Origin of the sequence: Paenibacillus sp. P36 (genome assembly GCF_045866505.1) — a bacterium.
Taxonomy (GTDB): domain Bacteria; phylum Bacillota; class Bacilli; order Paenibacillales; family NBRC-103111; genus Paenibacillus_E; species Paenibacillus_E chondroitinus.
This window is the reverse complement of the sequence record NZ_AP038372.1, coordinates 4,804,480-4,830,359: the sequence shown is the minus strand read 5'-3', so window position 1 is coordinate 4,830,359 and position 25,880 is coordinate 4,804,480. Positions and strand designations below refer to the sequence as shown.

The window sequence follows — 25,880 nt, the reverse complement described above, 5'->3', positions numbered from 1 at the left end:
TGAGATGATCAATAGGATTCCCTAATCCTATCCGGGGTCCACGTCATGTATAGGCGGTGCTCCGACTCTGCAAACCCAAGAGCACCGCTACTCCTTCGTTCTATTTCAATTCATTCTGAGATTGTTCAGCGAATTTGTACAAATCATCGATACTAAATATTTTGGTTTTGTTGTTCTCGTACCATTTGGCATAATAATCATCGACTTGCTTGCCGCCGGCCTTTTCCCAGACATCTTTGGCATCTTTCACAGCTTGCTGTGCGGTGTAACCGGAGCCGCCAACCAAAGCTTTCAGCCAAATATCACCTTTGTCGATATTGTTGGACTTGCTTGTGCTTTTGACAATCGCTTGCAGGTCATCCGGCAAAACCGGCAGGAAGTCGTTACCGAGCGAAGGAACCGGACGATCTTTATTGATATAAATTTCTTTGGATTTGAGATTGATATCGAGCAGCTCTTTTTGCGTAGGCACTTCTGGGCGAAGATTCACGAGATACACCTCCGCGCATTTGCCGAGCAGCAGATCGGATCGCATCATGTTCAAGTCATCCGTATAAAGCTCTTTTTTATTTTTCTCCGTGTCAATAGGCTGCAAACAGCCATTTGAACCTTTTTGTGAGTGCGTACCCTCGATACCATTTTTCAGCAAGCTGGCGTGCTCGGGATCCACCATCCAGTCTATATACTGCATAATGGCTTTCGGATCTTTGGCTTTGGCGTTGACGACACCGACCATTTGCACTGGTGTGCTGATTATCGGGCTGAACTGGCCGAACTGGCTTTTCGGTAATGCCATGGGAATGACCTTTGCCGTCGGGTTGTTTTTCTTCAACGTTTCATAGTTCGAGATGGTAAACCAGGCACTGTCGATCGCAAAAATCCCCAATTTTCCATTCATGAAATCCTGGATGCCTTTTTGTCCGTTCTTATCAGTAAGAAAGTCCTTATCCACTAAGCCGTTGTCAAACAAACGTTTCTGGAATTCGACAGAAGCTTGGAGACGGTCCCAATCATGGACGAAAGCGCCATTTTGCTCAGCCCAGTCGATCGAACGCCCGAAAATATGACTGATCACGGAGAAGCCGACACCGCTCAGGTTGATACCGAACGTATCTTTTTTACCGTTGCCGTCCGGGTCTTGGTTCACGAAAGCATTGGCCACATTGTATAATTCTTCCGTCGTCGTTGGGACTTGCAGATTCAGTTTCTCTAACCAATCCTCACGAATCAAAAGACGATGATGCGGAGCCACGACATTCAAACGTCCAATTTCATACAATTTGCCGTCTTCCTTGGTTCCAATCTTGCGCAGCAAAGGATACTTCTCAAGAATTTGTTTGTAGGTCGTGCTGTATTTGTCAACCATCTCATCAATCGGCATCAATAGTTTCTGCGAATACCAGCTGTTTCTGTAATTGGCATCATACTCCAGAATCAAGTCCGGTGCGCTTCCTGAGGCAAACAAGGCATTAAATTTCGGGAAAGACTCCCAGCGGGGGACGGGGGTATACTTCACATCGACAGGACCGTTCTTGTTGATCCAATCCACCCAACGGTTTTTATCCCAGTTGCCTTCCTCCGGAGGGATATTCCCCCGATCATACACGGAAACGTTAATCGCTCCTCTTTGCGCAGATTCTGCTCCCGGGGTCGCATTCGGACTTGATGATGCTCCTGGATCGTCAACTTTGGGAGTGGAACAGCCTGCCAAGACGGCGGCACAGACGAGTGTGGCAAGTATGGCTTTCCGATGACCCTTTGGTACCATGAACATGGAAATACCCCCTTAGATAATTCGATTTCAAGGTCTTCCGATTTATCCTTTAATCGCGCCGATCATAACCCCTTTAACAAAATACTTCTGCAAGAAAGGATAGACGATGAGCATAGGTACAATGAGTACGATTACGCCGGCCGCTTTGATAGACTCAGGTGTCATTTGCTGCAGGTCGTCCGGTCTTACGGAGTTTAGCTCTTGCAGAATGGATTGACTGGCAACCATTTGTTGAATCATAACCGCCAAGTTCATTCGGGTACTGTCATTGATAAACATGAGTACATGTAAGAAGGAATTCCAATATCCGACACCATAAAATAAAGTCAACGTTGCCAAAACAGGGAGGGATAGAGGGAGAATGATACGCGTGAGAAGTCGCCATTCACCGCAACCATCCATGCGTGCAGCTTCTTCAAGCTCTTCGGGGACGTTCATGAAGAAGGTCCGAAGCACGAGCATATTAAATGCACTGATCAGTCCGGGCATCCAGATGGCGCCGTAGGTATCCAGTAAGCCAAGACTTTTTACAATCAAAAAAAGTGGAATTAATGGCGTCCCGAACAACATGGTAAATACAATAGCCAGTGTGAAAAAACGACGCGCGTAGAAATATTTCTTGGCTAACGGATAAGCCGCCATGATCGTAAAGCACATGCTGAGCACTACGCCTACAACGGTAATCACGATGCTGTTGCGGAAAGCTTTTACCATATTCGTGCCCGTATATAATGCCTTATAAGCTTCCATGGTCCAGCCTTGCGGCCAGAGGGAGACATGCCCGGATACAATCGCTTGATAGCTGCTCAGCGACAGAGAAATGATGTGAAGTAGGGGAAGTACACAGCTTAAAGCTGCAAGTCCCAGGAACAGATAGTTACATGTATAAAAGATTTTCTCATCCCAAGCTGGTTTCATGAAGGGAGGCTCCTTTCTTACCAGAGTCCTTGATCGAATTTACGGGCCAGTTGATTCGCAAGGACGACGAAAATGAAGCCGACCAGAGATTCAAACAACCCGACAGCCGTAGTCAAACTGAACTGTCCTCCCTGAACACCTACGATAAAAATATAGGTGCTAATGACACTTGAGACATCCGAAACAGCTGCATTTTGGAGGGTATACACGTGATCAAACCCGACTTCCATGACATTCCCCATACTCAGAATCAGCATGAGAATGATCGTGCTGCGAATACCGGGCAGGGTGACGTGCCAGATCTGCCTCCATTTGGAAGCTCCATCGATGCTAGCGGCTTCATACAGATGTGTATCGATGGAGGTAAGAGCCGCCAAGTAAATGATCGCTCCCCAACCGGCTTCCTTCCAGATTCCGGAACCGAGAAAGATCGCTATCCAGCTATGCTCCTGATACAAGAAAGCCGTGGTGTGACCCGTCCATAGCTCCAGCAGCTTGTTAATGATACCGGATTGCTGGGAGAATATCGTAACGACAATCCCTCCGACAATAACCCATGAAAAGAAGTGAGGGATATAGATCAGTGTCTGCACAATCTTTTTGAAACGCATGGCACGAACTTCATTCAGTAAGATGGCGATAATAATTGGGAAAGGGAACCCGGCGATAATACTTAATAAGCTCAAAGTGACCGTGTTACGGATAATCGTAAGGGTCTGCGGTTGGGTGAATAGTGTCTTGAAATGTTTGAGGCCAACCCAGGGGCTGCCCCAGATGCCTTCCATCAAATTATAGTTTTTGAATGCAATCAGGTTACCTAAAATTGGAAAATACCGAAAAATAATAAAGTAAGCAATGACTGGTACAAACATCATGAATAAAGGCATATTTTGTTTGAGACGTCGACGGGGCTGCAGCAACTTGGCCTTATGGCGGGCAGATCTGTGAGCTGTCATCATGGGGACTGTTTGCGTATTGTCCAGCGGTGTATGCGGCATTGTGCGGCACCTCCTTTCGAGTATTTATTGAACCATCCCATGCTACCTTGCCGTCGATGGAATCAATGTACCCTAGAAGCGCCATCCTTCTCAATATACATGAATTAGGGAGTAAACTCTTTTGAATCCCTTGCTGTACAAGGCTTTCGTGAATTGGTGCAAAGGTGAATAAACAACAATTAACGATAGACATTTCTTGATAAAATGGTCTTGCAACGCTTACTTCCGGTAATCGCCAGGCGTGACCCCCGTATATTTCTTGAAAGCGCGAATAAATGAAATGGCATGCGTGTATCCGACTTGAACTCCAATCTCCTGCACGGAGTGGCGACTGCTTTGGAGCAAATGCTGAGCTTGTTCCATCCGGATTTTTACAAGATAATCAACGAACTTCTCGCCAAATTCCTCTTTGAAGGCACGGCTGATGTGTGAGGCATGCAGCTGAAATTGCTCACTTAGCGAGGTGAGTGACAACTCCGGATCTGCATAATGTGTCTCCACATAAGTACGAATTTGGCGCATGACGGCATGATTGCTCCTGACTTCACGAATATCGGCCATCCGCTGAGAGGCTTGTTCTAACAAATGAAAGCAACTGGCATATAGTTCTTCAATTGTATCGAAATGTTGAGTGGCATCATTGAGCTGAGGAATTGCAATTTGTATGGACTCCTGCAGCTCGGCTGAGAGCTCGATCATCTCCCGATGTAAATGATAAGCGAAGTAATTCATGAGGTTGCGAATCTCATCGTAGGATAATAACCCGACCTTTAATTCCGTGAAAAATTGTTCCAAGGCCGGTTTCCAACCCTCGTCCCCCAACCGAAACGATTGAGCCAGCGATTTGATCAAAGGCAGGTGTTTATACATTTCCTTCTCTGTGGAAGCTTCAGCTTCCCAATGATATAATACTCGATTCGTCCCCAAGGCTGATTTAAAGCGGAGCACATGGGTGGCAGCCTCATAGGAATGAACCAGTTCCTGTACTTGTCCGACCACATGCCCGACACCGAGCGTAATGCGGAAATGCAGATGCTGTTCGACCCAGGCGCGAATGTTTTCACATAAGTTGGCTGCCTGTTTCTCACTGTTTTTAACATCCTCATCTGTAAATATCACAACACTTAACCTGTGTGTAGCCATCCATTCGGCCCAAACGGTGAGACCAAACGATTCAGCTGTTTCATAAACGACCCGGCTTAGTACAAATTTGAGCAGTTCTTGATCCTTCTGAGAAAACATTCGGCATATTTCCATATATTTATCCATTTCAATAACTGCCGCAGTTAGCTGACCGAAGCCGGTAGGCAAGTGCAGTCGATTCATCTCGACTTTCCAGTCCTCATATTCGACCGTCCGGCTGCCCTCCAGCCACTCTTTGAAAACATGCCTCCGCCTGAATACGATATCTTCCTCATGCTGCTTCTCATAACGGCTGGATAATTCCATGAGATTGCTGATGGCTCGATCAATATACTGGAATTCATCTTTTTTCTTACCGTCGATACTCATCGATTGGAGCTCGGAGATGGCATGGATACGCGACATTATTAATTGAATGGGCCTGTAATTACGATGGGTCACATAGGTCATCCAGATACCGCCAAGAACAATCATAACCAGTCCCAAACCGATCCACACATAGGAGAAAACAGAAGTGAAGGTATACAAATACTGATCATTAAGTCCGCTGCGGTATTCCCAGTTCGTATAGTTGGAATGGATGCGGGTCAATTCAGACCCTGTAATCGCATGCCCATTTCCGGAAGCCAGCAGCTGATTGCCTGCGGGATCATAGACTTGGATGAAGCTGATTTTTGAATTGGACATATCACGAATCATTCCAACAATAGCGTCCATACTGATGTTGACTACAATGATGCCTTTTTGCCCGGATAAAAGAGGGAACTTTCGTACTAGCGAAATGACGACCTTGCGTTGATCCATCTCGGTAAATTCTTTATATTGCCGCTGATTTGTAAGTTCATATTGCGAAGGACTTTTGATCATTTCATCGATAAACGCTTTATCTCCGAAGCGATCTGCCGCTATCATGGTGTTGGGGCTAATCACTATTTGATCAGAAGCCCTGTAAAAATAAACGGAATCAATGAACTTGTTGTAATTCATCATCCCCCGAATTAATTCTGTAACCTCGTAGGCGGAGTAATAGGGATTTCCCTCCAATTTGTTGTCAAAGAACTGATCGATCCGTTGATTAGTCTGCAGTTCCTTAATGACATACTCATCGATCGTTTTCAAGGTATAATCCACGGACTGCATGATATGTAAAGCATAGGTTTGATTTGCATTTTCAGCTTCTCTTTTGGACAAGTGGCTGATGGATAGAATAATAAGCACAATAAGGACGGAGGTGATCATAAAAAATACAGGCAAATACGAGAATAAAAGTCGATAAAACCATGGTTTTGTCATACAAACGCTCCTCAAAAGTAATACATAATGCCATGTAATTACGCTTCCACCACGTTGTATTGCGCTCACTGTCGTACGTTATATGCCAAATCAACACGGATCATGCTTGTATTCGTGAATACGATTGATGACATCGACAGATTGTCCAATGAATGAATTGGGGAATTTTACACAATATTAAATGCTGCAGATTAGTTACGAACATAGGAGGAGATTTGATGACTAGCCAACAATTAAGTGGAATACTTGACAAGAAGATCGTGTTGATCACAGGTACTAGTGGAGGCATGGGCCGCGTCGCGGCACAGACTTTTGCGCGAGAGGGTGCAAAGGTCATCGGGTGCGATATCCAAGTGGATGCGAATAACGAGACGGTTGAACTCGTGCGTCGTTCCGGCGGTGAGATGACCGGCATCGCGCCGATTAATCTCACGATTCCCGAACAGGTTCAGCAACTTGTTGAAAATGCTGTAGCCGTTTATGGCGGACTCGATGTGGTCTACAATAACGCAGCGATGCAGCGCTTCGGTCCCATGCCGGATTTCTCTATCGAAGACTGGCGGACGACCATAACCGGCGAACTCGATATCCCTTTCTTCGTGTCCAAGTTCGCATGGCCGCATCTGGTCAAGCAGGGTGGGGGAGTCATCATCAACATCGCGTCCGTAGCCGGCATGATTGCTGGCGAGACCCCGCCGATGGTCGCGCACTGCGCAGCAAAAGCAGGGGTCATCGGCATGACGCGACAGCTCGCGCTGGAAGGAGCTCGTCATGGCATCCGCGCGGTGGCCATCAGCTCCGGGCCTGTCTTGACCCCGGCCAGTGACCGTGACCTTGGGGACAACCAAGCAGCCAGGAACGCGATAACCAGCAAGACATTGCTCAAGCGCTTCGGTCAACCCGAAGAGATCGTGGAACTTGCGGCGTTTCTTGCTTCTGATCGAGCGGCCTATATCACAGGTGTCAACTACGCGGTCGACGGTGGTGCTTCCGCTTGGTAAGCGGTAATAGAAGATAATGAATCGATTTCCATACCGGATTAAAGGAGTAGACAAAGGAGAAGTGAAATGGGAAAACTTGATGGCAAAGTGGCATTAATTACAGGAGGCAATAGCGGGATAGGATTGACAACCACAAAACTGTTCATTGCCGAAGGTGCAAAGGTCGTGATTACGGGCCGAAATCAAACTACGTTAAACGAGGTGGCCGAAGAGCTTGGCCCGAGTGTTCTGGCCTTTCAAGCAGATGCAACGGACCCTGCAAGCATGGATAAGGCGTTGTCCCAAGCCGTCGCAGCTTTTGGAGGACTGGACATCGTATATGCGAATGCCGGCATTTCATCGGCCACACCATTAGGCAGCACAGAATTTTCCGTCTTTGAAGAGGTTCTCAAAATTAACGTAACAGGCTCCTTCTTCACGGTACAATGCGCTTTACCGTATTTAAAGGAAGGGGCATCGGTTATCTTGACCGGATCGACACGCGCAACGGACGGCGCGCCGGGAAGGGCTGCCTATGCGGCGAGTAAAGGTGCGATCAGCAGTATGGCAAGAGTGTTGGTCACCGAATTGTCGCCGCGGGGTATTCGCGTGAACACCGTGGTGCCTGGGGCAACTCGCACTCCGATTTGGAAAAAATCGACACCAGAAGAAACCGCGAAGCTTGAGGGAGCTCAAGCGCGTACCATTCCGCTGAACCGAATGGGGGATCCAGAGGAGATTGCCAATGCGGTACTGTTTCTGGCTTCAGATGACTCCTCATTCGTGCAGGGTGCGGAAATTACCGTTGATGGGGGAGCACGCTCAGCACCGTTGGGGGCTCCGATATATCGTTGAAAGAGAAGAAACGGCGGCCTGTGTTGAGGCTGCCGTTTCTTCATGATTGGCGGTAATTAATGGTTAGGTTCGATATCACCAACTTAGTGAACTACGGTCCGCTATTTCGGCGAATAGCGAGGGTTTGAAGAATGTAGGGGAACTACAAGGTCTTATTTCTTCACATTTTGCTGGTTTTTAGCCAAATATGAAGAAATAAGAGCCCCCAGTTCCCCTCCGCGCTTCAAAGGGCGCATTTCCAAGAAATAGCGCCTGGAGTTCCCTTCGCGGAGGGAGAAACCGCAGCGTGCTGCGAATTCAGCGCTACTGAAGGGCTTAGTAGTGAGATTGCGCCTCACCCGCAGAGCCAGTTGGCTGCGCAGCAGCTAACATAATGGAATAAGCCTTTTTACGCAGCAGATATTCCTTAGTTACTTAATGTGACGGTGCACCATGACCGCTGCATGGAAGGGGTAATGAGCTCGATACTGAAGCTTTGCAAATTTTTCTTTGAATAGTCAAATGAGCCATCAGCATTCCGGGCAGCAGGCTCATAATGAAGCCGGAACTGGTCATCAATCCAGATTTTATCCTTCAAAGTCTCGTCTTTTACGCTCCATTTCGGCGGATATTTGTTATCCGTATCAATGGTAATTTGAACTTTCAGGATATCGAGGTTATGGATGAAATCCGCGAGTTGACCATCGCTGGTATTCTGATATTTGTAGCCGAATTGATCCGTTGCCTGGATAAAATATTTAAAGAAGCCGCTTTCGGTTTTCACACTCTGACCATTATTGTCGCTAAATTTTAAAAACTCCCACACGTATGGGTTACTCGCAAGATAGTCAGAGCCTTTGATCTGTTCCGATTTTCCGTCCGCCTTGAGGATGGTATACACGGTATTCAAGTTGAATTGAAGCGTCGTATTTTTCAATGCTACCGCTTTGGCTACAGGCTCGGCAAAATCGACGGTCACTTGTTGTTTCGTCAGTGTTTTGGATCCGCCTGGGGTATAAAAAGTTACGTTGACGTTGAATAATTCCGTTGGCTGAATACCGTAAGCCTTATACACGGGAATACTTGATGTATTCACGCTAGGGGCGGCCAGGATAGAATCGTTTGCATCGGCTGAGACTTGTTGAATGATCGAAATCGGCTTGCCTTTATCGTCTTTGAGCACCTTCGTAATATCGATTCTTCTGTTCTTGTCATCTGTTGCGATGATGTTGATTTCTTTGCCGTAATAAGCAAATTTCGAATTCATAGCTGCAACATCACTCGCACTGCTGATTAAATTCCGCTCGAATAAATATTTACCTGCAGCAAAATGATCATCCAGCATATCCAGCTCGTATTTCATGAAAGGATCGTAATCCTTCCAGTTGTAAATCGCTAAATTAGAAGCTGCCGAGGTGACCGACTCAGCGGTGTTTTTATTAATCACGCTTGCTGTAATTGTGTAATGCGAGCCATCTGGACTTACTGCTTTCTGGGTTGGTTTGAACATGAATTTGTTCAAATCACCGCTTTTGTCTACAGGCAGCTGCCAAGTCAGGACGTGATTGTCTGAGTTGGTGGAGTCGGGGCTCACCTCATCCCAAGGAGTTTCAAAAATACCTCCGGCACTTTGCAAACTAGGCTCACCGGAAACTCGTTCGAGTTCATATTGAATCATGTAAGGAGTACGATCGAGCGCGGATGCCGCATTAAATGCTTTTCCAAATTGGTCTTTAATGGTAAAAATAAACCCTTGAGGCTGCTCATTTTCTGCGAGTACAACCATATCTTTGGTATTAACTTCAATGCTTGTGGGAATGCGCATCGGTGAGATCTTATAAGATTGACTCGCGGTTGCATCACCAATGTGCGTAAGGCTGGCCGTGATGGAAGCATCTCCTTCAGACTTGACCTCTTTAACGACAATTTTGCCTAGTCCGGCATAACTTTGACCGATTACCGGGTTATCGAGCACAAGGCCGCCTGAAGCGGAGATATCCAAATAACCGCTGCTGTATAGCGTTTCGATTTGGCTCAGCGTAAACTCGTAATTGTTCGGTCCAGTCACTTTCAGGCCGATCACCGGCGGTTGACCGGTTGTCGAGATTTTTCCATTGGCGTCATAATAGTTATCCCCAACGCTGAGTTGAACGGTTTCATCCAACTCAATCTTTGTTGGCAGCACGGTAATGCCAGGAGGTAAGCTCTCCGCAGTGGTTGGACTGCCGGTGGCAGGTATCGCATGCGTCTGGAAGGCGTGTCTCGCTTCAAAGCTTGCTAGCGCTAATGTCTTCCGCGTAGAGGGGGCGCTACCTCCAAAGCTTCCGACGGCGATGTTCGTCATGAGCTGATTCTGAATCGCCAACGTGACATAACCTTTCGCCCAGTCGTCTACTGTCATGTCCGTCGCCAGCGTGACCCCGGAATCCTGCCACTTCAGCCCGCGGACCAAGAATGCAGCCAACTCTTGACGGGTTACTTGACCCGCTGGGTTGTACAGCTTGCCACTCTCGTCGGCTCCGTTCGTCAGCCCGGCTGTTTTTAATGCTTCAATGTAGGGAAGGGCATACCCATTAGCTGGATCATCCGCATGCACATCGGCAAACGACGATTGTGTGCCCGTTGGAGGAATCGGTAGTGCAAAGATCATCGCAGCAACCTTGGCAAACTGAGCCCGATTCATTTTCTCGTTTAATCCAAACGAATGGTCCGAGACGCCATCAAACACATGATCTCGAATCAAAACGTCAAATTTGTCCTTGATATCCTGCGGTAAATCACTTAAATCGTTAAATTTCTCTGATTGTTGTACCATTGAAGTTCGGTTCCCAGGAACGGTGTCATTTGCCGCATGGGTAACCGGGATTAAAGTTAAGCTAATGAGGACGAAAGACAATAATGATAAAAGCCGTTTCATTCACGCACACCTTCTTATCCCATAATTTCAATACGATTGCATAACCTTGATCTTAGACAATTCGTGTTTGGTACACTTTTTAGATATACGATCCTATCCGCCCCTTTCTGATGTTAGTTACAAGCTTACATAGAAATTATAGTAAGATGGACCAAGCATTTGTAAGCGATTTCAACTAAGTTAGTAGGGTGAATCAACCTTTTCTAAGGGCTTAAGGCGCCTAGATTCCGTAATTGCAGATAAGAGCTTTTCATTTTATACTAGTAAAATTGAAACCAGACATCAGGAGGATAACGAGATGAAAAGAATGCTTGTCATTAGCGATATTCACGGAGAACTTGAGAAATTCGAGCGTTTGCTGGAAGCTGCGAGCTATCGTCCGGAAGAAGATCAACTGATTCTGCTTGGCGATTATGTGGATCGTGGGCCGAACGCTAGAGGAGTCATTGACAAGGTGATCGCTTTAAAAGAGGCGGGAGCGCTCGTACTCAAGGGTAACCACGAAGACTTAATGATTAAAGCATTAACGACGGAAGAAGAACGTGCTTGGAAACGTTGGGCGCAAATTAACGGCGGCGATATGACGCTTAGAAGCTATGGGTTTACGGAAGCTGATTTCGCAGTCGATGAAAATGCAGAGACCTTCGTTAAACCAACGCTGCAATCGGAGATTTTATCGCAACACCTGGCTTTCATAGCGAATCTGGAACACTATATAGAAACAGATGACTATATCTTTGTACATGCCGGTGTTCAGCCCGGAACTCCGATTTCCGAAACGGACCCGCATACCTTGATGTGGATTCGCGATGAATTTCATACCGGTTATTCCGATAAAAAAATTGTGGTCTTCGGGCATACTTCGACAGATACGCTGCATGGTGATACTGAGAACTTTAATGTTTACTTTGGTGTGAATCGCATTATTGGCATTGATGGCGGCGCCGTTTACGGAGGTCAGTTAAATGGTCTGGAGCTGCCAAGCCAGCAGGTTTACATGGTGAAGGAAGTGTAATAGGGAGGAGTTTGTGTAACTTATGGAGAATTTATTTTAGTTATAAGTTACACTAAGTGCCGCTATAGGGGGAAGACCATGCAAAGAAAGTGGTTTTACCGTCTGCTTTTATCGTACATGCCGTTTTTCGTGTTTGTCGTATTGATACTCAGCATGGCGTTTTATTACAGATGGAATGTAGAAACGAAAGAACGGATTCGAAATACGAATGATGTTTTTACCGCGCATGTGATGAACGTCGTGGATTCTTCCTTTCAAACCATCGAAAATTATATTGTTCAACAAATGCTGACGGATGAGTGGATTCGAAATTATTATAACGCTCATGAACCGACGTCCCCATTTGCGGCCTATGAAATTACGCAGAGGTTAAATGAGCTCAAAACACTGTTTCCGTTTGCTGGAGACGTGTATTTGTACAATAAAGAGAATAATGAAGTGATTACGGATAATTCCATGTTTAAGCTCGATCAGTTTGCAGATGCCGATTTTGTGGAGCAAGCATTTCATGGCACCTTGGGCAGCAAGTGGACGTCCCCACGCAGTTACAACCAATTTCTCGGTGAAGCGCGCCCAGGTCAAGTGGTCTCACTTGCCAAGCAAATCCCGATTACCTCCTCGGTTCCGAGTGGTGTCGTAGTGATTAATATTCAAGTAGGTTCCCTAAACAGTATGCTGCAAACGATTAAGGCAAATGCGGCTGATTCTATCAACTTAGCGGGTTCAGATGGCACATCGTTTTTTGAGCGGAATGTACAAGCCAAAAGCTCCAAACCGGATGCCTGGGGCAGCAGCAGCGTGCAATCCCCTTACACGGGGTGGACACTTGAGGTGAATGTTCCTCCACTGGAGCAAGCGAGTCTGCTTTCGGTCTTTTTTGAAGCGTGGATGCTGCCTGTCTTAGGGTTGATGCTTATCGGTATTTTGTTTTTGACGTACATTACTCATAGAAATTATAAGCCAATTGAAGAAATCATGATTCGGATTGATCGCTATACACTAAAAAGAAGCTTATCCATGGGGAAAAAAACGGCCCATGACGAATTTCAGTTCATTTCTTCTGCGTTAGATAATTTAGTGGAAAATTCACATCAATACGAAAAGAGATATCAAGAGGATTTATCGATTCGTAAAAAATATTGGTTCTACGAGCTTCTCGAAGGCAATTTCTCATTGAGTCCGGATGAATGGATGCTGGAAGCAGCTCAGTTGAAGCTGCCGGAGACATTCGAGTCGTCCATCGTAATGATTGTCGAAATCGATAATTATCAGGATTTTCGCAACCGTTACTCCATTCGGGATCAGAAACTGCTTAAGTTTGTGATTCATGGGGTGATACAAGAAATTGCGCAAGGCGAACAGGTGCCCATTTGGTTCGAATGGAAGGAAGCCGACCAATTGGTGGCCATCCTGTACAACCAGTGGGATCCGTCCACTTCATCCATTGATACGATTGCCCAAGCTGTGAAAAGTTGGATTTCATTGAATTTGCAATTTACAGCTTCCATTTATGTGGGGACAAAAGCAAACGATGCGGAAGAGATCAGCCACTCCTATCAGGATGCTTGGAAAGCCGGGCAATTCCGGACGGTGCATGGCTATAATAATATCTATGATGCCAGAGAAGGGCAGCAACATGCTCGTGGTGATTTGTACAGACAGCTGCAATTCGTCAAAACTTTGGCGAAAGCAGTTAGAGCAGCGGAGCCGGGTTGGCGTGACGTGCTGGATGTCATGTTTGCGGAGATGAAAAACGATCAATTTCCACGAGAGAGAGTGCTCGATGTCGTTCAATACATTTTTGACGAATTAGAAAAATTGCAACAGGATATGCCGGCTCAGGGAGAGGGCAACAGGTCCATGCAGCTTCCTGCGGAAGCGATGTCTGAATTAACGCAGTTCGATCTGATCGATGAGATCCAGGAGGGCCTGACAACATTTCTCAATGAGCTTGTCGCCTCCATGCAGCAATGGCAGAATACGCAAGATTATCACTCGTTGATCAGTGAAATAAAGTCATACCTGTTAGAAGCTTATAGTAATCCGGATTTATCTCTTCATTTCCTGAGCGAGAAATTCGAACTGCCTTCCCGGGCGCTGAGCAAGCTATTCAAGGCGGAGACCGGCGAACGTTTCGTGGACTACCTGATTCGCATCCGCGTGGAGGAAGCCAAACGAATGCTCGTCCAGACATCCGACTCCGTCCAGTCCATTGCCGAACATGTTGGTTATCTGCAGGTCATTTCGTTCATTCGTACTTTCAAGAAGAGTGAAGGGATTACTCCAGGTGAGTACCGTAAGCTGAATCAAGCCGATTTACAAACATGATTATCGAGGAAAAATGTTTATTGCAGATTGCCTTGCAGCCGCCCTTCTTGCGTAGAAGGGCGGTTTTACGTATAGGAAACACTTTTGTTTATCGAGGAAAAATGGAAATTGAAGCACCAGCGAGCGTTAACGTATAGTGTAAGAGTGCTCAGGAACGTTCCTGCAGGAGATACTGGGGCATCACTAACGAAGGAGGTGAGCAGGATTCGCAGCGCCATCTGGAGACGCAACATTCCGTTATATCTTATGTTTGCGCCGATTATCATTTTCTTTATTACATTTAAATATGTGCCCATGTTTGGAAGCATAATGGCTTTTAAGCATTATAATTTTGGCGATGGCATTTTGCACAGCCCTTGGGTGGGGCTTGAGAACTTCCGTGTGCTATTTAGCACGCCGGCCACTCTTCAGATCATTAGAAACACGCTCATGCTAAGTTTATTATCCATTTTTATCGGCTTTCCATTTCCAATCCTGATTGCCATCATGCTCAATGAAGTTAGAGCCATGTGGTTTAAACGTATCGTTCAGACGCTCATTTTCTTACCTCATTTCTTTTCATGGATTATTGTCGCCGGGATCATCGTAACGGTATTTTCTCAACAAGCCGGAACGGTTAATCTGTTATGGAAGTATCTATTCGGTCAATCTTATGCGTTTATGTATCATGAAGGTTCATGGCTTTCCATTTTTGTAGGATCAGGAATATGGAAGGAAGCGGGCTTCAGTGCCATTGTGTATCTAGCGGCATTGAGTTCTATCGATGCAAGTTTATATGAAGCTGCAAGCTTGGATGGGGCGAATAAATGGAAGCAGATATGGCATGTAACGCTGCCCGGTATAAGCTCAACGGTCGTGCTAATGTTTATCTTAGCGATGGGACGGGTGATGGAGGTTGGATTCGATCAGATCTTTATGCTGCAGAACTCCACGGTATCCAATATTTCGGAAGTCATCAGCACGTATATTTACAAGATTGGCTTAATGGGTTCTCAATTTAGTTTATCGGCGGCTATTGGCTTGTTCGAGTCCTTAGTTAGTCTAATTCTTGTCCTCATCACGAACCGGATTGCTCGCAAATTCGGTAATGGACTATGGTGAAGGAGGATTATCATGCAATTATCAGCAAGTGAACGAAGCTTGATTTTCGTATTTTATGTGTTGCTCACGATAGCTGGATTGGCTTGCTTGTTTCCATTGATCCATATCGTGTCCTTATCCATTAGTGATACGCATGCTGTGGCTTCCGGATGGGTCTCGCTATATCCCATAGGCTTCTCATTAGAGTCGTATAAGCAGCTTTTGATGGGGACGCCGATTGTGAATGCTTTCCTAAACAGCATCCAGATAACAGCGGTTGGCGTCGTACTAAGCATGGTCTTCACGATTCTGGCAGCCTACCCGCTGACTCGTACTTATTTTTACGGGCGCAAATTGTATACGTTTGCAATCGTGTTTACGCTGCTTTTTGGCGGCGGCCTCATTCCAACGTATTTAACAGTCAAAGAGCTAGGTTTGCTAAATACCTATTGGGCGCTGTGGCTGCCAGGATTGGTTAGCACCTTCAACTTGCTCGTGCTCCGATCGTTCATGGAAAATATACCGAGTGAGCTCGATGATGCGGCACGCATAGATGGATGCGGAGATTGGATGTATTTGAGCAAAATTGTGCTTCCGCTTTCCATGCCGGTTTTGACGACACTCGCGCTATTTTATGGTGTAGGGTATTGGAATTCTTTCTTCAGTGTCCTGATTTATATGAATGAAACGACGAAATACAACTTATCCGTCCTGGTGCAGCAAATGATTCAGAGCCAAACGATGCTTGCCCAAATGAACAGTTCGGATGCAGCGGATCAGATTCGATTAACACCGGAGGAAATCAATTCGGCTGCCATCATGGTCATGGTGCTTCCGATTATGGTTGTGTATCCGTTCCTGCAAAAGCATTTTGTGAAGGGCGTTATGATTGGTGCCGTTAAAGGATAATTCAATTCCTAGTAAAGGGGTATGGGGTCAATGAAAACATGGAAAAAAAGAACGGTGACGACTGTCACTTTGTCATTAGCTTGTGGATGCCTATTAGTTGCTTGTTCAAATAACAGCGGCAATAAAGAGGGGGAAACACCGGCAACAACCCAGAAGAAAGGCAACATTTCGGTTACCATTTATGACCGTGGCAACATTCCGCAAGGGATGGGGACGATCGATAACAACAGATGGACCAAATGGTTGAATGAAACAGGGCCGGCTACAGCGAAATATGTGCCGATTCCTCGGGGAGAATCCGTTCAGAAGCTGAACATTTTGTTCGCATCCGGCAATGCCCCTGACGTCATTGAAGAATTTGACGCTAACTTCAGAGACCAGCTTGTACAGCAGAAACAGATCATGCCGGTTGATGACTTGATTCAGAAATACAGTACGACGTACAAAGAATTAATGCAGAAATATCCGGAGCTTAAGAAAGCCAGCACGAAATCAGACGGCAAACAATACGAGTTCGGACGCGTGCAGAAATTGACCGGCTTCCAAGCCTTGTTCATTCGCGAAGATTGGTTAAAAAAGCTTGGGCTGAAAGAACCGGAAACAGTGGAAGACTTGTTTAATGTCGCAAAAGCTTTTACGGAAAATGATCCGGATGGCAACGGCCAAAAGGATACCTACGGAATTGCGCTAAGCGGTGAGACCGGATCTTCGATCAGCACCATGTTCCAGGATGTTTCATGGGTCGTTGAAGGCGGCAAGCTTGTCCACGATTGGGAAAGAGCCAAAGCCGCAGTAACGTTCAAGAAACGGTTATTTGATGCCGGATTGGCGGATAAGGACTTTTTGACGGATAAAAATGGCCAGAAAGCGCTGCAGGATTGGATTAACGGAAAAACAGGCATTTTTGTCGGACGCACCGTGGATCCCCTTAACTATTCTACGTATTATGAACCGCTGAAAAAGAATGTGCCTAGCGCCGAGGTGAAAGCCATTAAGCTGCCGAAATCACCCTATGGCCGTTTCGCTGTGGGCGTGAATAATCCGGTACAGATGACGACAGTCGTCAATGCGAAGGCGAAAGACCCGGAAGCTGTGATGAAATACATTGATTTTATGGCGTCCAAGTCAACGGGGGAAATGCTTCGTTATGGAACGCCGGAGGTTGACTCTGCGAAAAATGCGAATGGCTGTTACGCTCCCAAAGATATTCAGCAGTTCAGCAAAGAAGTTTCCTGGAATAACGACTTCCAGCTTTTGCTTCAGCAGATTGAGATGGAACCTTGTGCTAGTGTAGCAAGTCAACTAGATGCTAGCCAGCCGATGCAAAAAGATTTCATTGAGCTAATTAAGCAAAATAATGAAGCGAATCTAAGCTCTGACGTACAGTATGCGCCAATTACCTATAGCGAGCATATGCCGGCGCTGCCAGAGGACCTCAAGGTTGTCAATACGAATGTTTCCAAAATAACGGATTTCTATAGCAAAGCGGTTGTTTCCGGTGCGTCCTACAGTGTCGATCAGGCTTTCACAGATGCCAAGGATATGTGGGCGAAATCTGGGGGAGCGAAGCTGGAGGAGTTCTACTTGAAATGGTATGACGAGAAGAAAGATACGGCTTTTTTGGCCAAAGATATGTGGAAATTCATTAAAAATTAAGAGGTGGAACCATTGAAATTTGCAGATTTGACAGCCGGCATCCCGTACGCGAAAGATCCCGCGGTAGTTCGTTATCAAGGAAGATATTTATTGTATTATTCCAGAGGTCCATTCATTGACGGCCGATGGGGAATCGGCATTGCGGAGAGTACGGATTTGGAGAATTGGACCAAAATTGGCGAAGTTCCCATCGAACAAGAATGCGAAGCTAAAGGGATTTGTGCTCCTGGGGCGATTGTTCTTCAGGGCCGTGTCCACTTGTTTTACCAAACTTATGGTAATTTCCCCAAAGATGCCATCTGTCACGCCGTATCGGAAGACGGTCTGACTTTTATCAAGAATGCAACGAATCCCATCTTCGCGCCTACCGGAGACTGGAATAACGGCAGAGCGATTGATGCCGATGTCCTTGTGCATGAGGATCAGTTATGGCTATACTTCGCCACTCGCGATCCGGAGGGCGAAATTCAGATGCAAGGCGTGGCGACGGCTCCGGTGGATTCCGATTACAGCCGATCTACCTGGACACAAAGGTGCACGGAATCTATTTTGAAGCCTGAGTTGGATTGGGAAGGGAAATGTATTGAGGCTGCTGCCATGCATAAGCGGGATGGAAAGCTTTATATGTTTTATGCTGGAGCCTATAATAACGAGCCTCAACAGATAGGCTGCGCGATCAGCGAAGATGGCATTCGGTGGGAAAGAATGTTCCAGGAGCCGCTCCTCCCAAGTGGAAAGCCGGGAAGTTGGAATGAAAGTGAATCCGGGCATCCTTTTTTCTTCGCGGATGACGATGGCCGCACCTATCTATTCTTTCAAGGGAATAACGACAGAGGAAAAACGTGGTATCTCTCCAAAGTAGAGGTTGGCTGGGCTGAGGGTATACCTTATATAAGGCCAAACGAATAAGCAATAGCCGCGGCTACCAAGCCCTATAGTTCGTATCAAAAGCCCCCGTCAGGGGGCTTTCGGCTGTTCAATTCGTTTCATGAGTTTTTTGACATTCCCGATCATCCATAAGAGCACTGGGATAGCGATTAAGAAACATGGAAGTATCACATTTTTCCAGAAAGTAGGGAATGCTACTTCGGTTTGGTCCACATTTCGTGGGAATATGGCGATGACGAAGACGAGTGTACCGACAACCCAAAGCAGATAACGCCATTTCCGTATCTGGAACAATTGGGCCGTTCCATAACTGGCCATGAATATGTAGAGGCATGCTTTGACGAAAACGGTGAAGCTCACGCCAACGACGAGTACACTATCGAGATTCTGTATAAATTCCAAGACGGAAATGTATTGACTGAAAGAATATATGGGGTTTTGCAGTTTGCCTGGAAGGGTGTTATCCATAAGCAGCAACACATCGATCGTGGTGCTCACAATGATGACAGCTGCAATGCCGACACCCCACAAGCTAGAGGAAACCGCCTTCTTTTTTTCTGTAAGAAAAGCGATCAGCATCACGATCATGACCGATTCGCTCAAGAAGGAAATGGTCGGTATGCTCCCTTTTAACACAGGCATCCAACCCGTTGTTGGCAAGAGGGGGAACAGCCGCTCTATGCGCAAATCTTTAATAGATAGGAGCCTGTACAATAACACGTTAAAAATGACGATCGGACCTATGATTTCGCTGCACCGCCCGACGATATGAATGCCTCCGTGCACCGCGTAAACAATAACCAACAACATGAACAAGATGATGACCCATAAAGGAGTCGTCACGAACAAGGTCAAATGTACGAAATCAGCATATTGGCGAAGGATGATACCAGCTACGATGATCCACATAAGCAGATAGGCGAAGACGATTGCCTTGCCCAGCCATTTGCCGATAATTCTCGGTACATATTCGATAAATGTTTGATCCGGGTAAAGAAGGCTTAGTTTGATCGCGATATAGGTGATGATCAGGGAAGCAGCACCAGCCAGGAGCGTTGCCAGAGGTGCGCCTTGTTTGGCTATTTTGAATGTCGGGCTGATCGTTATCAGCAAAGTCATTCCCATCTCCATTGAAAATAACAACCAAAACAATTGATATTTCGTCAGCTTCATCTCAAGCTCCTTAGGGTTAACTTTTATTGGGAGGCGCCCCTTGAAGTCCGATTCGCTTGATTATCACATTCGAATGAACAGTAAGTTTGGCATCGGAAAATGCTTGCTCCCAGTGGGAATTTAATTCTTCCCATGCTTCAGGATGCTGCCTGGAGATTGTTTTTCCAAAATGGAAAACATCCACTTTGAACTGCTTTTGTGCTTTCTGCATCACGTCCAAAAGCGCCTTTTCGATATGATTGTTCAGTTCGGTTTCGTAAGTTCTCAGAATCTCATCATTTCGAAAATCCACACCTGCAGTGCTCTCCACTATAACGGCATTGCCTTTCACTTCAACACCTATTGCCACTTGCTCGCCGTGGATTTCGGTGTGCACCTTCCTGCCCAATTGACTGATCGTAACGCTATACGATCCTTCTCCGTTTGACATGGACACCGTGACAGGCATACGATCCGTTTCACCTGTGAGCCATAACCGATAAGCCGATTCCAACCTTTCGTAATAACCGACTAATTGCAGTTTTCGGTTAAGAACCGCGCGGCCGTAAACATGCAACGTTTTTTTTTGGAGCTTCGAATCATATGACATCTCGACAGCAGGCAGTGTCGAACCGCTTCCTTCAACGTTTTGCTCGACTAATAACTCTAGTAAGGAATTACCTGTTCTTTTGCCAATAATTTGTCTTAACTTTGAAAGGGCAATGACGGGCATTTTCTCCAGCTGATAGGACATTCGCATAAACTCAAGGGCGGTCCCCCCCTTGACAATCCATATGTCCGATTTGAGACGGCTGTCTGGATCCCGAGTGACCGAATCGATATCGTTCGAAATGCCGATCATTGCCGTTTTTTCGCCAATGTAAATGTTCTGGCGATGACCTCGGGTTATTCTTCGCGATAACTTTAACTGCATGTCCAATAAGCAGTCGGACACAGTCTTACCTGTTCCTGTCTCGATGAAGTAAGACTGTTTCTCACCGTTGCCTGCTTCTTCGGACTTCTTCGGATTCATGAATTGTCCGATCAGTAACACTTTTTCCTCATCAAGCCGATCAACACCAGAACCTAATTCGAATAAGCGGTCGTTCAATTCTTTATGATCCCAGCATCCGGTTAACGGGACCAGCAGCAGGAGGAGGAGAGCTTGCTTCAAGCCATATCGTTTGCTCCGCATATTACCTCCGTGTAGACTTTCTGTGAATAAAAGCTTTAAGTGAAGTCATTTTTGGCCATGGAGCGCGCAAAAGAACGTCCTTGATTTGGTCGGGCTGAAAAGGAGCGATCGGAGATAGATAAGCGACTCCGAACGACTCAAGCCTAGCCATATGGATTAGGATGATGATCGTTCCCATCGCAACACCGAACAAGCCAAGAATTCCGGAAATAAGAAGAAGCGGAAACCTAAGAATTCGGAACGGGATGCTCATGTTGTAGCGGGGGATAGCGAAGGAGGCAATCCCCGTTATGGAGACTATGATGACCATTGGGGCGGAGACCATTCCCGCCCTTACCGCAGCTTCCCCGATTACCAAGGCACCTACGATACTGACGGCTGAACCGACAGCTTTCGGCAGCCGCACTCCGGCCTCGCGCAAGCCTTCGAACAAGAATTCCATTAAGAGCGCTTCAATAACCGCTGGGAATGGAACACCTTCACGAGCTGACGTTATGCTGAGCAAAAAGTTTGACGGTAGCAGCTGCGGGTGAAATGTCGTAATCGCGACATATAAGGAAGGCAGGTACAAAGAAATGGAGAACAGGATAAATCGGGACCACTTCACCAGGGAGGAATATAGAAACCGCTCATAATAATCCTCGACAGCTTGAAATGCCGTCCAGAACGTCATTGGAACGAGCAGGGCTTGCGGCGATCCGTCCGTCAAAATCGCTACTTTTCCCTCCATCAGGTTAGCCGCCACGATATCAGGTCGCTCCGTATTCATGACTTGAGGGAAAGGAGTGAATGATCTATCTTCAATGAATTCTTCAATATAGCCGGAATCGAGCACGATATCCATTTGGATGGTGGACATTCGCTGTTTAACCAGCTCAACCAAGTCTGGACGGGCTCGTCCTTCCACATACGCGATGACGACTTTGGTTTTGGAAAATGTGCCGAGAACGACGGATTCAAACTTCAGGACGGGGGTTTGAATTCGTCGTCGAATGAGACTCGTGTTGACTTGAAGTGTTTCGGTAAAACTCTCTCTGGGACCGCGAATACTCACCTCAGACGCCGGTTCCTCGACTCCTCGCAGCTCCAAGGCGGCCGTTTCCAGAAGTATCGCTTCCGGTTCACCTTCGATGAAAACAGCCAAGTAAGCTTGCAGAATCGATTCGGCGATTTCCTTCAGGCGGCATTCGTTACGAAGCGGACGTACGACCGCAAAATGTTCTTTCAAGATCGGATAGTCGACTGTGTCTTTGGCGCTGACGCCGGATTTTTCCACTAGCCATGACTGAAACAAAGGCGATGTGAATACGTTCTTATCAATCATTCCATCGACATAGACCATGAGAATTGTACATTCGTCAGACAAAACGACCCGTTGAAAGACAATGTCGAAACAATGAGCGAATACTTGGTGAAGTAACGCTTCGTTCTCAGCCAAGTCGGTGCTGATGGTATCCTGCGGATAGGTAACGGAATTTCTTGAGGATATCAAGCTCATGCAGCTCCAGTAATTTTTCCTTATTATCCTTCTTATGGTTTTTTCTATGCAAAGGTTTTGGATGAAGGTGCGATTCTGGAGCTGCATTAGTGGCTGAATTCATTCAGGAGGAATGCGTTGAGATGCACAATATCAGAGAGAACAAGAAACTCGCTCCAGAATGATGAAATGGGAAGAAGACAGCTTGGGATAACGCTGCTGAATGATTTCCGTCATTTTAAAATCAGAATGCTTGGATAAATACGCCCCAATATCCCGGTCAAGAATCGTAGGAACCTCCTGAGGCTCTAATCCGGTTGTGATCTTCGTATACAAGACGACCCACCGGCTGGAACTTTGAAACACATCATTTAACGTTGAACCAAAATCTTCCTCATCGGTTATATGATAGAGCACATCCAAGCAAACAACGAGATCCGCTTGGAAGAATCCGCGGTTAATCAGAAAGCCGGGTTTATAAAGCATGAAGCTTTTGCTATTGTCATCTTTATACATCTCTTTGCACAAGCTTATTGAGGATTGTGCAACATCTAAACCTAAATATTGCGGATAATTCATCGTTTGCAGCTGATTGCCATCCCCACATCCAAATTCAATCACGGTAGAAATCGCATGTTTTTGAATCAAATCATTGATGATTTGGGATTTGAATTCAGCCAATAATCCATAAGAGCCGCTGCCGGAATCGCCTCCTAACCTATAATTCTGGTCCCAGAAGTCAATATAATCAAAACTCATCCCGATTCCTCCTCAAGCTGGTGTTCTCTTCTTCAGGACAGCGCGGAAACAATACAATCCACCCCATAAATCGGTGTGGAGAGCATCAGGAGGAAGAGTGAAATTTGTTTCGGAGAGGAAATCCAGACCGGAATTGTGAACAAAGGATTGAAACATGTTTAAGTCAACAGTCGGATAGTCGAGTGTGAGGATCAACAGTCCATCGTCCTTTAAGGTTCTACTGAATTCTTTCATGCTCAGCAGCATATCATTCGGATTTAAATGTTCGAGCACCGAAATACAGAAGATTTTATCAAAAAAATCATTCGCATAAGGAAGTTGGGTAAGGCTTGCTTGACTTAAAATGGTTTCTGTATAGTCTCCCTTTCGTACAATCTCTGCTGCCTCTTCATTAATGTCCGAACGAATGGACTCAAGTAAGCTTTGGGTTGAAAGCACACGCGCATCCCAATCGCAAGCATAGGCTTGCTTACACCTCCGACCGAGAACAAATTTAAAAGGGTGGGGGATCCCGCAAGCCGCATCCAACGCAATGTCGGTATCTTCAATAAAGGAAGCGCACCACGTGTATTCATAGGTCCTGCTCCACCAGGTGTCAGGTAAACGGTAAAGAAACTCTTGCTTCATAGGATCAGACTGAATAAAAAAACGGGTTTGAAGCAGGGAACCAGGCATGTTGGAAAACCTCCTTTTTCCTCAAAGCAATCACTCCGCAAGCTATATAGGTATGCAAAATTGGATGGTGATAGAAGGTCACCTTATGGGCTAAATGGTTTTGGTCTCAATCGTTTGCGGCTTCGTTGCTCCTCCAATAATTGGGCCATATAAGACTGTACATATTCCGTTTGTGAATTGGACCAAGCTGGATGAGCGAGATTACGAGTTTCGAGTGGATCCTCGGTTAAGTTGTACAATTCATATTCCTCAGGCACCGGAACGGTTTTGCATGTAACTTGACTGGTAGTTTGATTCGAATCTGCACACAATTCGCCAAATAGCTGAATTGTCACATCGCGTACACCGGGATCGCTCCAGAACTGTTCATTATCGAAATATCGGGTAAACTTCCATGTTTGATTCGGTCGTCCCTGCTGCCCAGGCAGATCGACGATAACGGTCTCAATGTGGTTTGGTTGAATAACAGAGTTGTAAGATCGCCCTAAGGGATTAAATTGTTGTTGGCCTCGCGTGATATCGTCGTCCGTCATGAAATAAATCGGTTCCTTCGTATAAGCAGTTCCCTTATGCTCCGGGCGATGGAGTAAATATGGTGTCAAATCATGGCCAACGAAGGGACGAACTTCACTGAAGTTGCTTTTCAGCCTGTTTTCAATGGCAGGAATATCTGCCTCTGCAAGTCCAAGCATGGTAGGCAGAAGGTCAAGATGGGAAGTTAGCTCTGAAAAACTTTGTTTATGCGGGAAAAGGCGCTTATTGTGGATGAAGAACGGCACATGCAGAACTTCTTCATAGGCGCAGTACATTTTCTGTCGCAGATGGCCGTGGGCACCTAGCAGATCACCATGATCCGAAGTGAAAATGATGATCGTATCCTCGTCGAAAGAAGAGCGGCTTAGGGCATCTAACACTTTCATGATTTGATGGTCGGCATTTTTTTGCAATTGATAATACAGCTTTCGATAAAAGGACTCATTAATAATTGGCTGCAAAGCTTTCGGATAAGTATCTCTGTAGCTGGCTTGACAACCTGGCTTCGTATGTAACGATTCATGAATCGTTGGCGGAGGAGGGACTTCAGGCATTGGATCAACATGGAATTGGAACATGTTTGGCAGATTGGCGGTTAACGTCCCATAAAGTGTAATATCATGCGGATTTACGAAGGAAGCGACGATAAGCCATGGCTTGGCGTCAGGATCGGCACTTTTTTGATAGTCCAGCGCTTCAATCAACTTAACAGTCTCTGCGCCATACACGACATCCCTGCCGCTCATGCCTGTGGCTGACGATGAACCAGAATTATGTGGATTGCGGCCGTGTGGTTCAGGTCCGATCCATGAGGAGAAGCCGAAGGCATTTAGCGGATCGGCGGACAAATAAAGCTGTTCCCGCTGTGGATCCGGTACACCGGTTGCTGGGTCATAACTTGGCACATCCGTATGCATTCCAGGTACCAAAATATCTTCATAGGAAATATGCCATTTCCCTTTGTAATAGGTTTGGTAGCCTGCTTCGCGAAAGTAGTTGCCCATTGTAGGCACTGTATTTGGCGGCAGCCAAAACATATCGGGATCGAAAGCACCTTTCGCGATACCGTTCGTCTGCGAGACACCATGGAGGGACGGATAATGTCCGGTAAACATCGTAGTCCGGCTCGGAGAGCAGGCAGCACTGCCGATATAATGGCGGTGGAGCTCTATGCTATTTTTTCGCAGTCGTTCATGTGCAGGGAGATTCGTGAGCCGCCAAGCGCCGATCTCCGGGCTTTCGTAGGTTGGAGGATACCGCTCCTCATCGACAATGATCAGGAGGAAGTTCGGTTTTTTACGCATACATACACCTCCGAATTTACCTGTTCTAAACCTAGTTGTATGCGGAGATGA

Annotated in this window: 19 protein-coding genes; 8 read left to right on the top strand and 11 right to left on the bottom strand. The window is 46.3% G+C overall.

The features are described from left to right. Positions 1-100 precede the first annotated feature (100 nt). From ACKTT9_RS21675 to ACKTT9_RS21660, 4 genes are all read right to left on the bottom strand, one after another. Positions 101-1,774 carry an extracellular solute-binding protein gene (locus ACKTT9_RS21675; protein WP_407867583.1) on the bottom strand — a complete coding sequence of 558 codons (1,674 nt, stop codon included), beginning with the start codon at positions 1,772-1,774 and terminating at the stop codon, positions 101-103. 42 nt (positions 1,775-1,816) lie between these two features. Beyond that, on the bottom strand, positions 1,817-2,692 hold the full coding sequence (locus ACKTT9_RS21670; RefSeq protein ID WP_407867582.1) for a carbohydrate ABC transporter permease: 876 nt from the start codon (positions 2,690-2,692) through the stop codon (positions 1,817-1,819). Between the two features lie 17 nt (positions 2,693-2,709). Beyond that, positions 2,710-3,648: an ABC transporter permease gene (locus tag ACKTT9_RS21665; protein ID WP_407873091.1), complete on the bottom strand. Its 939-nt coding sequence runs from the start codon at positions 3,646-3,648 to the stop codon at positions 2,710-2,712. A 261-nt stretch (positions 3,649-3,909) separates the two neighbouring features. Further along, positions 3,910-6,126, bottom strand: coding sequence for a helix-turn-helix domain-containing protein (locus tag ACKTT9_RS21660; RefSeq protein ID WP_407867581.1), 2,217 nt, complete (start codon positions 6,124-6,126; stop codon positions 3,910-3,912). Positions 6,127-6,344: 218 nt separating this feature from the next. Here ACKTT9_RS21660 and ACKTT9_RS21655 point away from each other — a divergent pair, with 218 nt between their 5' ends. Both ACKTT9_RS21655 and ACKTT9_RS21650 read left to right on the top strand, forming a co-directional pair. Next, a complete protein-coding gene (locus tag ACKTT9_RS21655) occupies positions 6,345-7,127 on the top strand; it encodes an SDR family NAD(P)-dependent oxidoreductase (protein WP_407867580.1) in 783 nt (260 codons plus the stop codon). Positions 7,128-7,193: 66 nt separating this feature from the next. Continuing rightward, positions 7,194-7,961, top strand: coding sequence for an SDR family NAD(P)-dependent oxidoreductase (locus ACKTT9_RS21650; protein ID WP_407867579.1), 768 nt, complete (start codon positions 7,194-7,196; stop codon positions 7,959-7,961). Between the two features lie 406 nt (positions 7,962-8,367). Here ACKTT9_RS21650 and ACKTT9_RS21645 read toward each other — a convergent pair whose 3' ends face one another. Continuing rightward, positions 8,368-10,857 carry an S-layer homology domain-containing protein gene (locus ACKTT9_RS21645; protein ID WP_407867578.1) on the bottom strand — a complete coding sequence of 830 codons (2,490 nt, stop codon included), beginning with the start codon at positions 10,855-10,857 and terminating at the stop codon, positions 8,368-8,370. 298 nt (positions 10,858-11,155) lie between these two features. Here ACKTT9_RS21645 and ACKTT9_RS21640 point away from each other — a divergent pair, with 298 nt between their 5' ends. The 6 genes from ACKTT9_RS21640 (at position 11,156) to ACKTT9_RS21615 (ending at position 18,754) form a co-directional block, all read left to right on the top strand. Beyond that, the gene (locus ACKTT9_RS21640) at positions 11,156-11,872 is read left to right on the top strand and encodes a metallophosphoesterase family protein (protein WP_407867577.1); all 717 of its coding nucleotides are present in this window, start codon (positions 11,156-11,158) and stop codon (positions 11,870-11,872) included. Between the two features lie 78 nt (positions 11,873-11,950). Beyond that, positions 11,951-14,200 (top strand): helix-turn-helix domain-containing protein, encoded by a 2,250-nt coding sequence (locus ACKTT9_RS21635; RefSeq protein ID WP_407867576.1) that lies wholly within the window; start codon positions 11,951-11,953, stop codon positions 14,198-14,200. A gap of 246 nt (positions 14,201-14,446) precedes the next feature. After that, the gene (locus tag ACKTT9_RS21630) at positions 14,447-15,301 is read left to right on the top strand and encodes a sugar ABC transporter permease (RefSeq protein WP_157322206.1); all 855 of its coding nucleotides are present in this window, start codon (positions 14,447-14,449) and stop codon (positions 15,299-15,301) included. A 12-nt stretch (positions 15,302-15,313) separates the two neighbouring features. After that, positions 15,314-16,189 (top strand): carbohydrate ABC transporter permease, encoded by an 876-nt coding sequence (locus tag ACKTT9_RS21625; RefSeq protein ID WP_407867575.1) that lies wholly within the window; start codon positions 15,314-15,316, stop codon positions 16,187-16,189. A gap of 30 nt (positions 16,190-16,219) precedes the next feature. Next, the gene (locus tag ACKTT9_RS21620; protein WP_407867574.1) at positions 16,220-17,845 is read left to right on the top strand and encodes an extracellular solute-binding protein; all 1,626 of its coding nucleotides are present in this window, start codon (positions 16,220-16,222) and stop codon (positions 17,843-17,845) included. Positions 17,846-17,857: 12 nt separating this feature from the next. Continuing rightward, positions 17,858-18,754, top strand: coding sequence for a family 43 glycosylhydrolase (locus ACKTT9_RS21615; protein WP_407867573.1), 897 nt, complete (start codon positions 17,858-17,860; stop codon positions 18,752-18,754). 48 nt (positions 18,755-18,802) lie between these two features. On the opposite strand, the gene ACKTT9_RS21610 is transcribed toward ACKTT9_RS21615, so the two are convergent. The 6 genes from ACKTT9_RS21610 to ACKTT9_RS21585 form a co-directional block, all read right to left on the bottom strand. Next, positions 18,803-19,906 (bottom strand): endospore germination permease, encoded by a 1,104-nt coding sequence (locus ACKTT9_RS21610; RefSeq protein ID WP_407867572.1) that lies wholly within the window; start codon positions 19,904-19,906, stop codon positions 18,803-18,805. 16 nt (positions 19,907-19,922) lie between these two features. Further along, the gene (locus tag ACKTT9_RS21605) at positions 19,923-21,080 is read right to left on the bottom strand and encodes a Ger(x)C family spore germination protein (protein WP_407867571.1); all 1,158 of its coding nucleotides are present in this window, start codon (positions 21,078-21,080) and stop codon (positions 19,923-19,925) included. A 1-nt stretch (position 21,081) separates the two neighbouring features. Then, positions 21,082-22,578, bottom strand: a complete 1,497-nt coding sequence (locus tag ACKTT9_RS21600; protein WP_407867570.1) for a spore germination protein — start codon at positions 22,576-22,578, stop codon at positions 21,082-21,084. 132 nt (positions 22,579-22,710) lie between these two features. After that, positions 22,711-23,316 (bottom strand): class I SAM-dependent methyltransferase, encoded by a 606-nt coding sequence (locus ACKTT9_RS21595; protein WP_407867569.1) that lies wholly within the window; start codon positions 23,314-23,316, stop codon positions 22,711-22,713. Between the two features lie 12 nt (positions 23,317-23,328). Then, entirely contained in the window at positions 23,329-23,991 is a 663-nt protein-coding gene (locus ACKTT9_RS21590; protein ID WP_407867568.1) for a class I SAM-dependent methyltransferase, read from the bottom strand. Positions 23,992-24,074: 83 nt separating this feature from the next. Beyond that, a complete protein-coding gene (locus tag ACKTT9_RS21585) occupies positions 24,075-25,829 on the bottom strand; it encodes a sulfatase-like hydrolase/transferase (protein ID WP_407867567.1) in 1,755 nt (584 codons plus the stop codon). Positions 25,830-25,880: the final 51 nt, after the last annotated feature.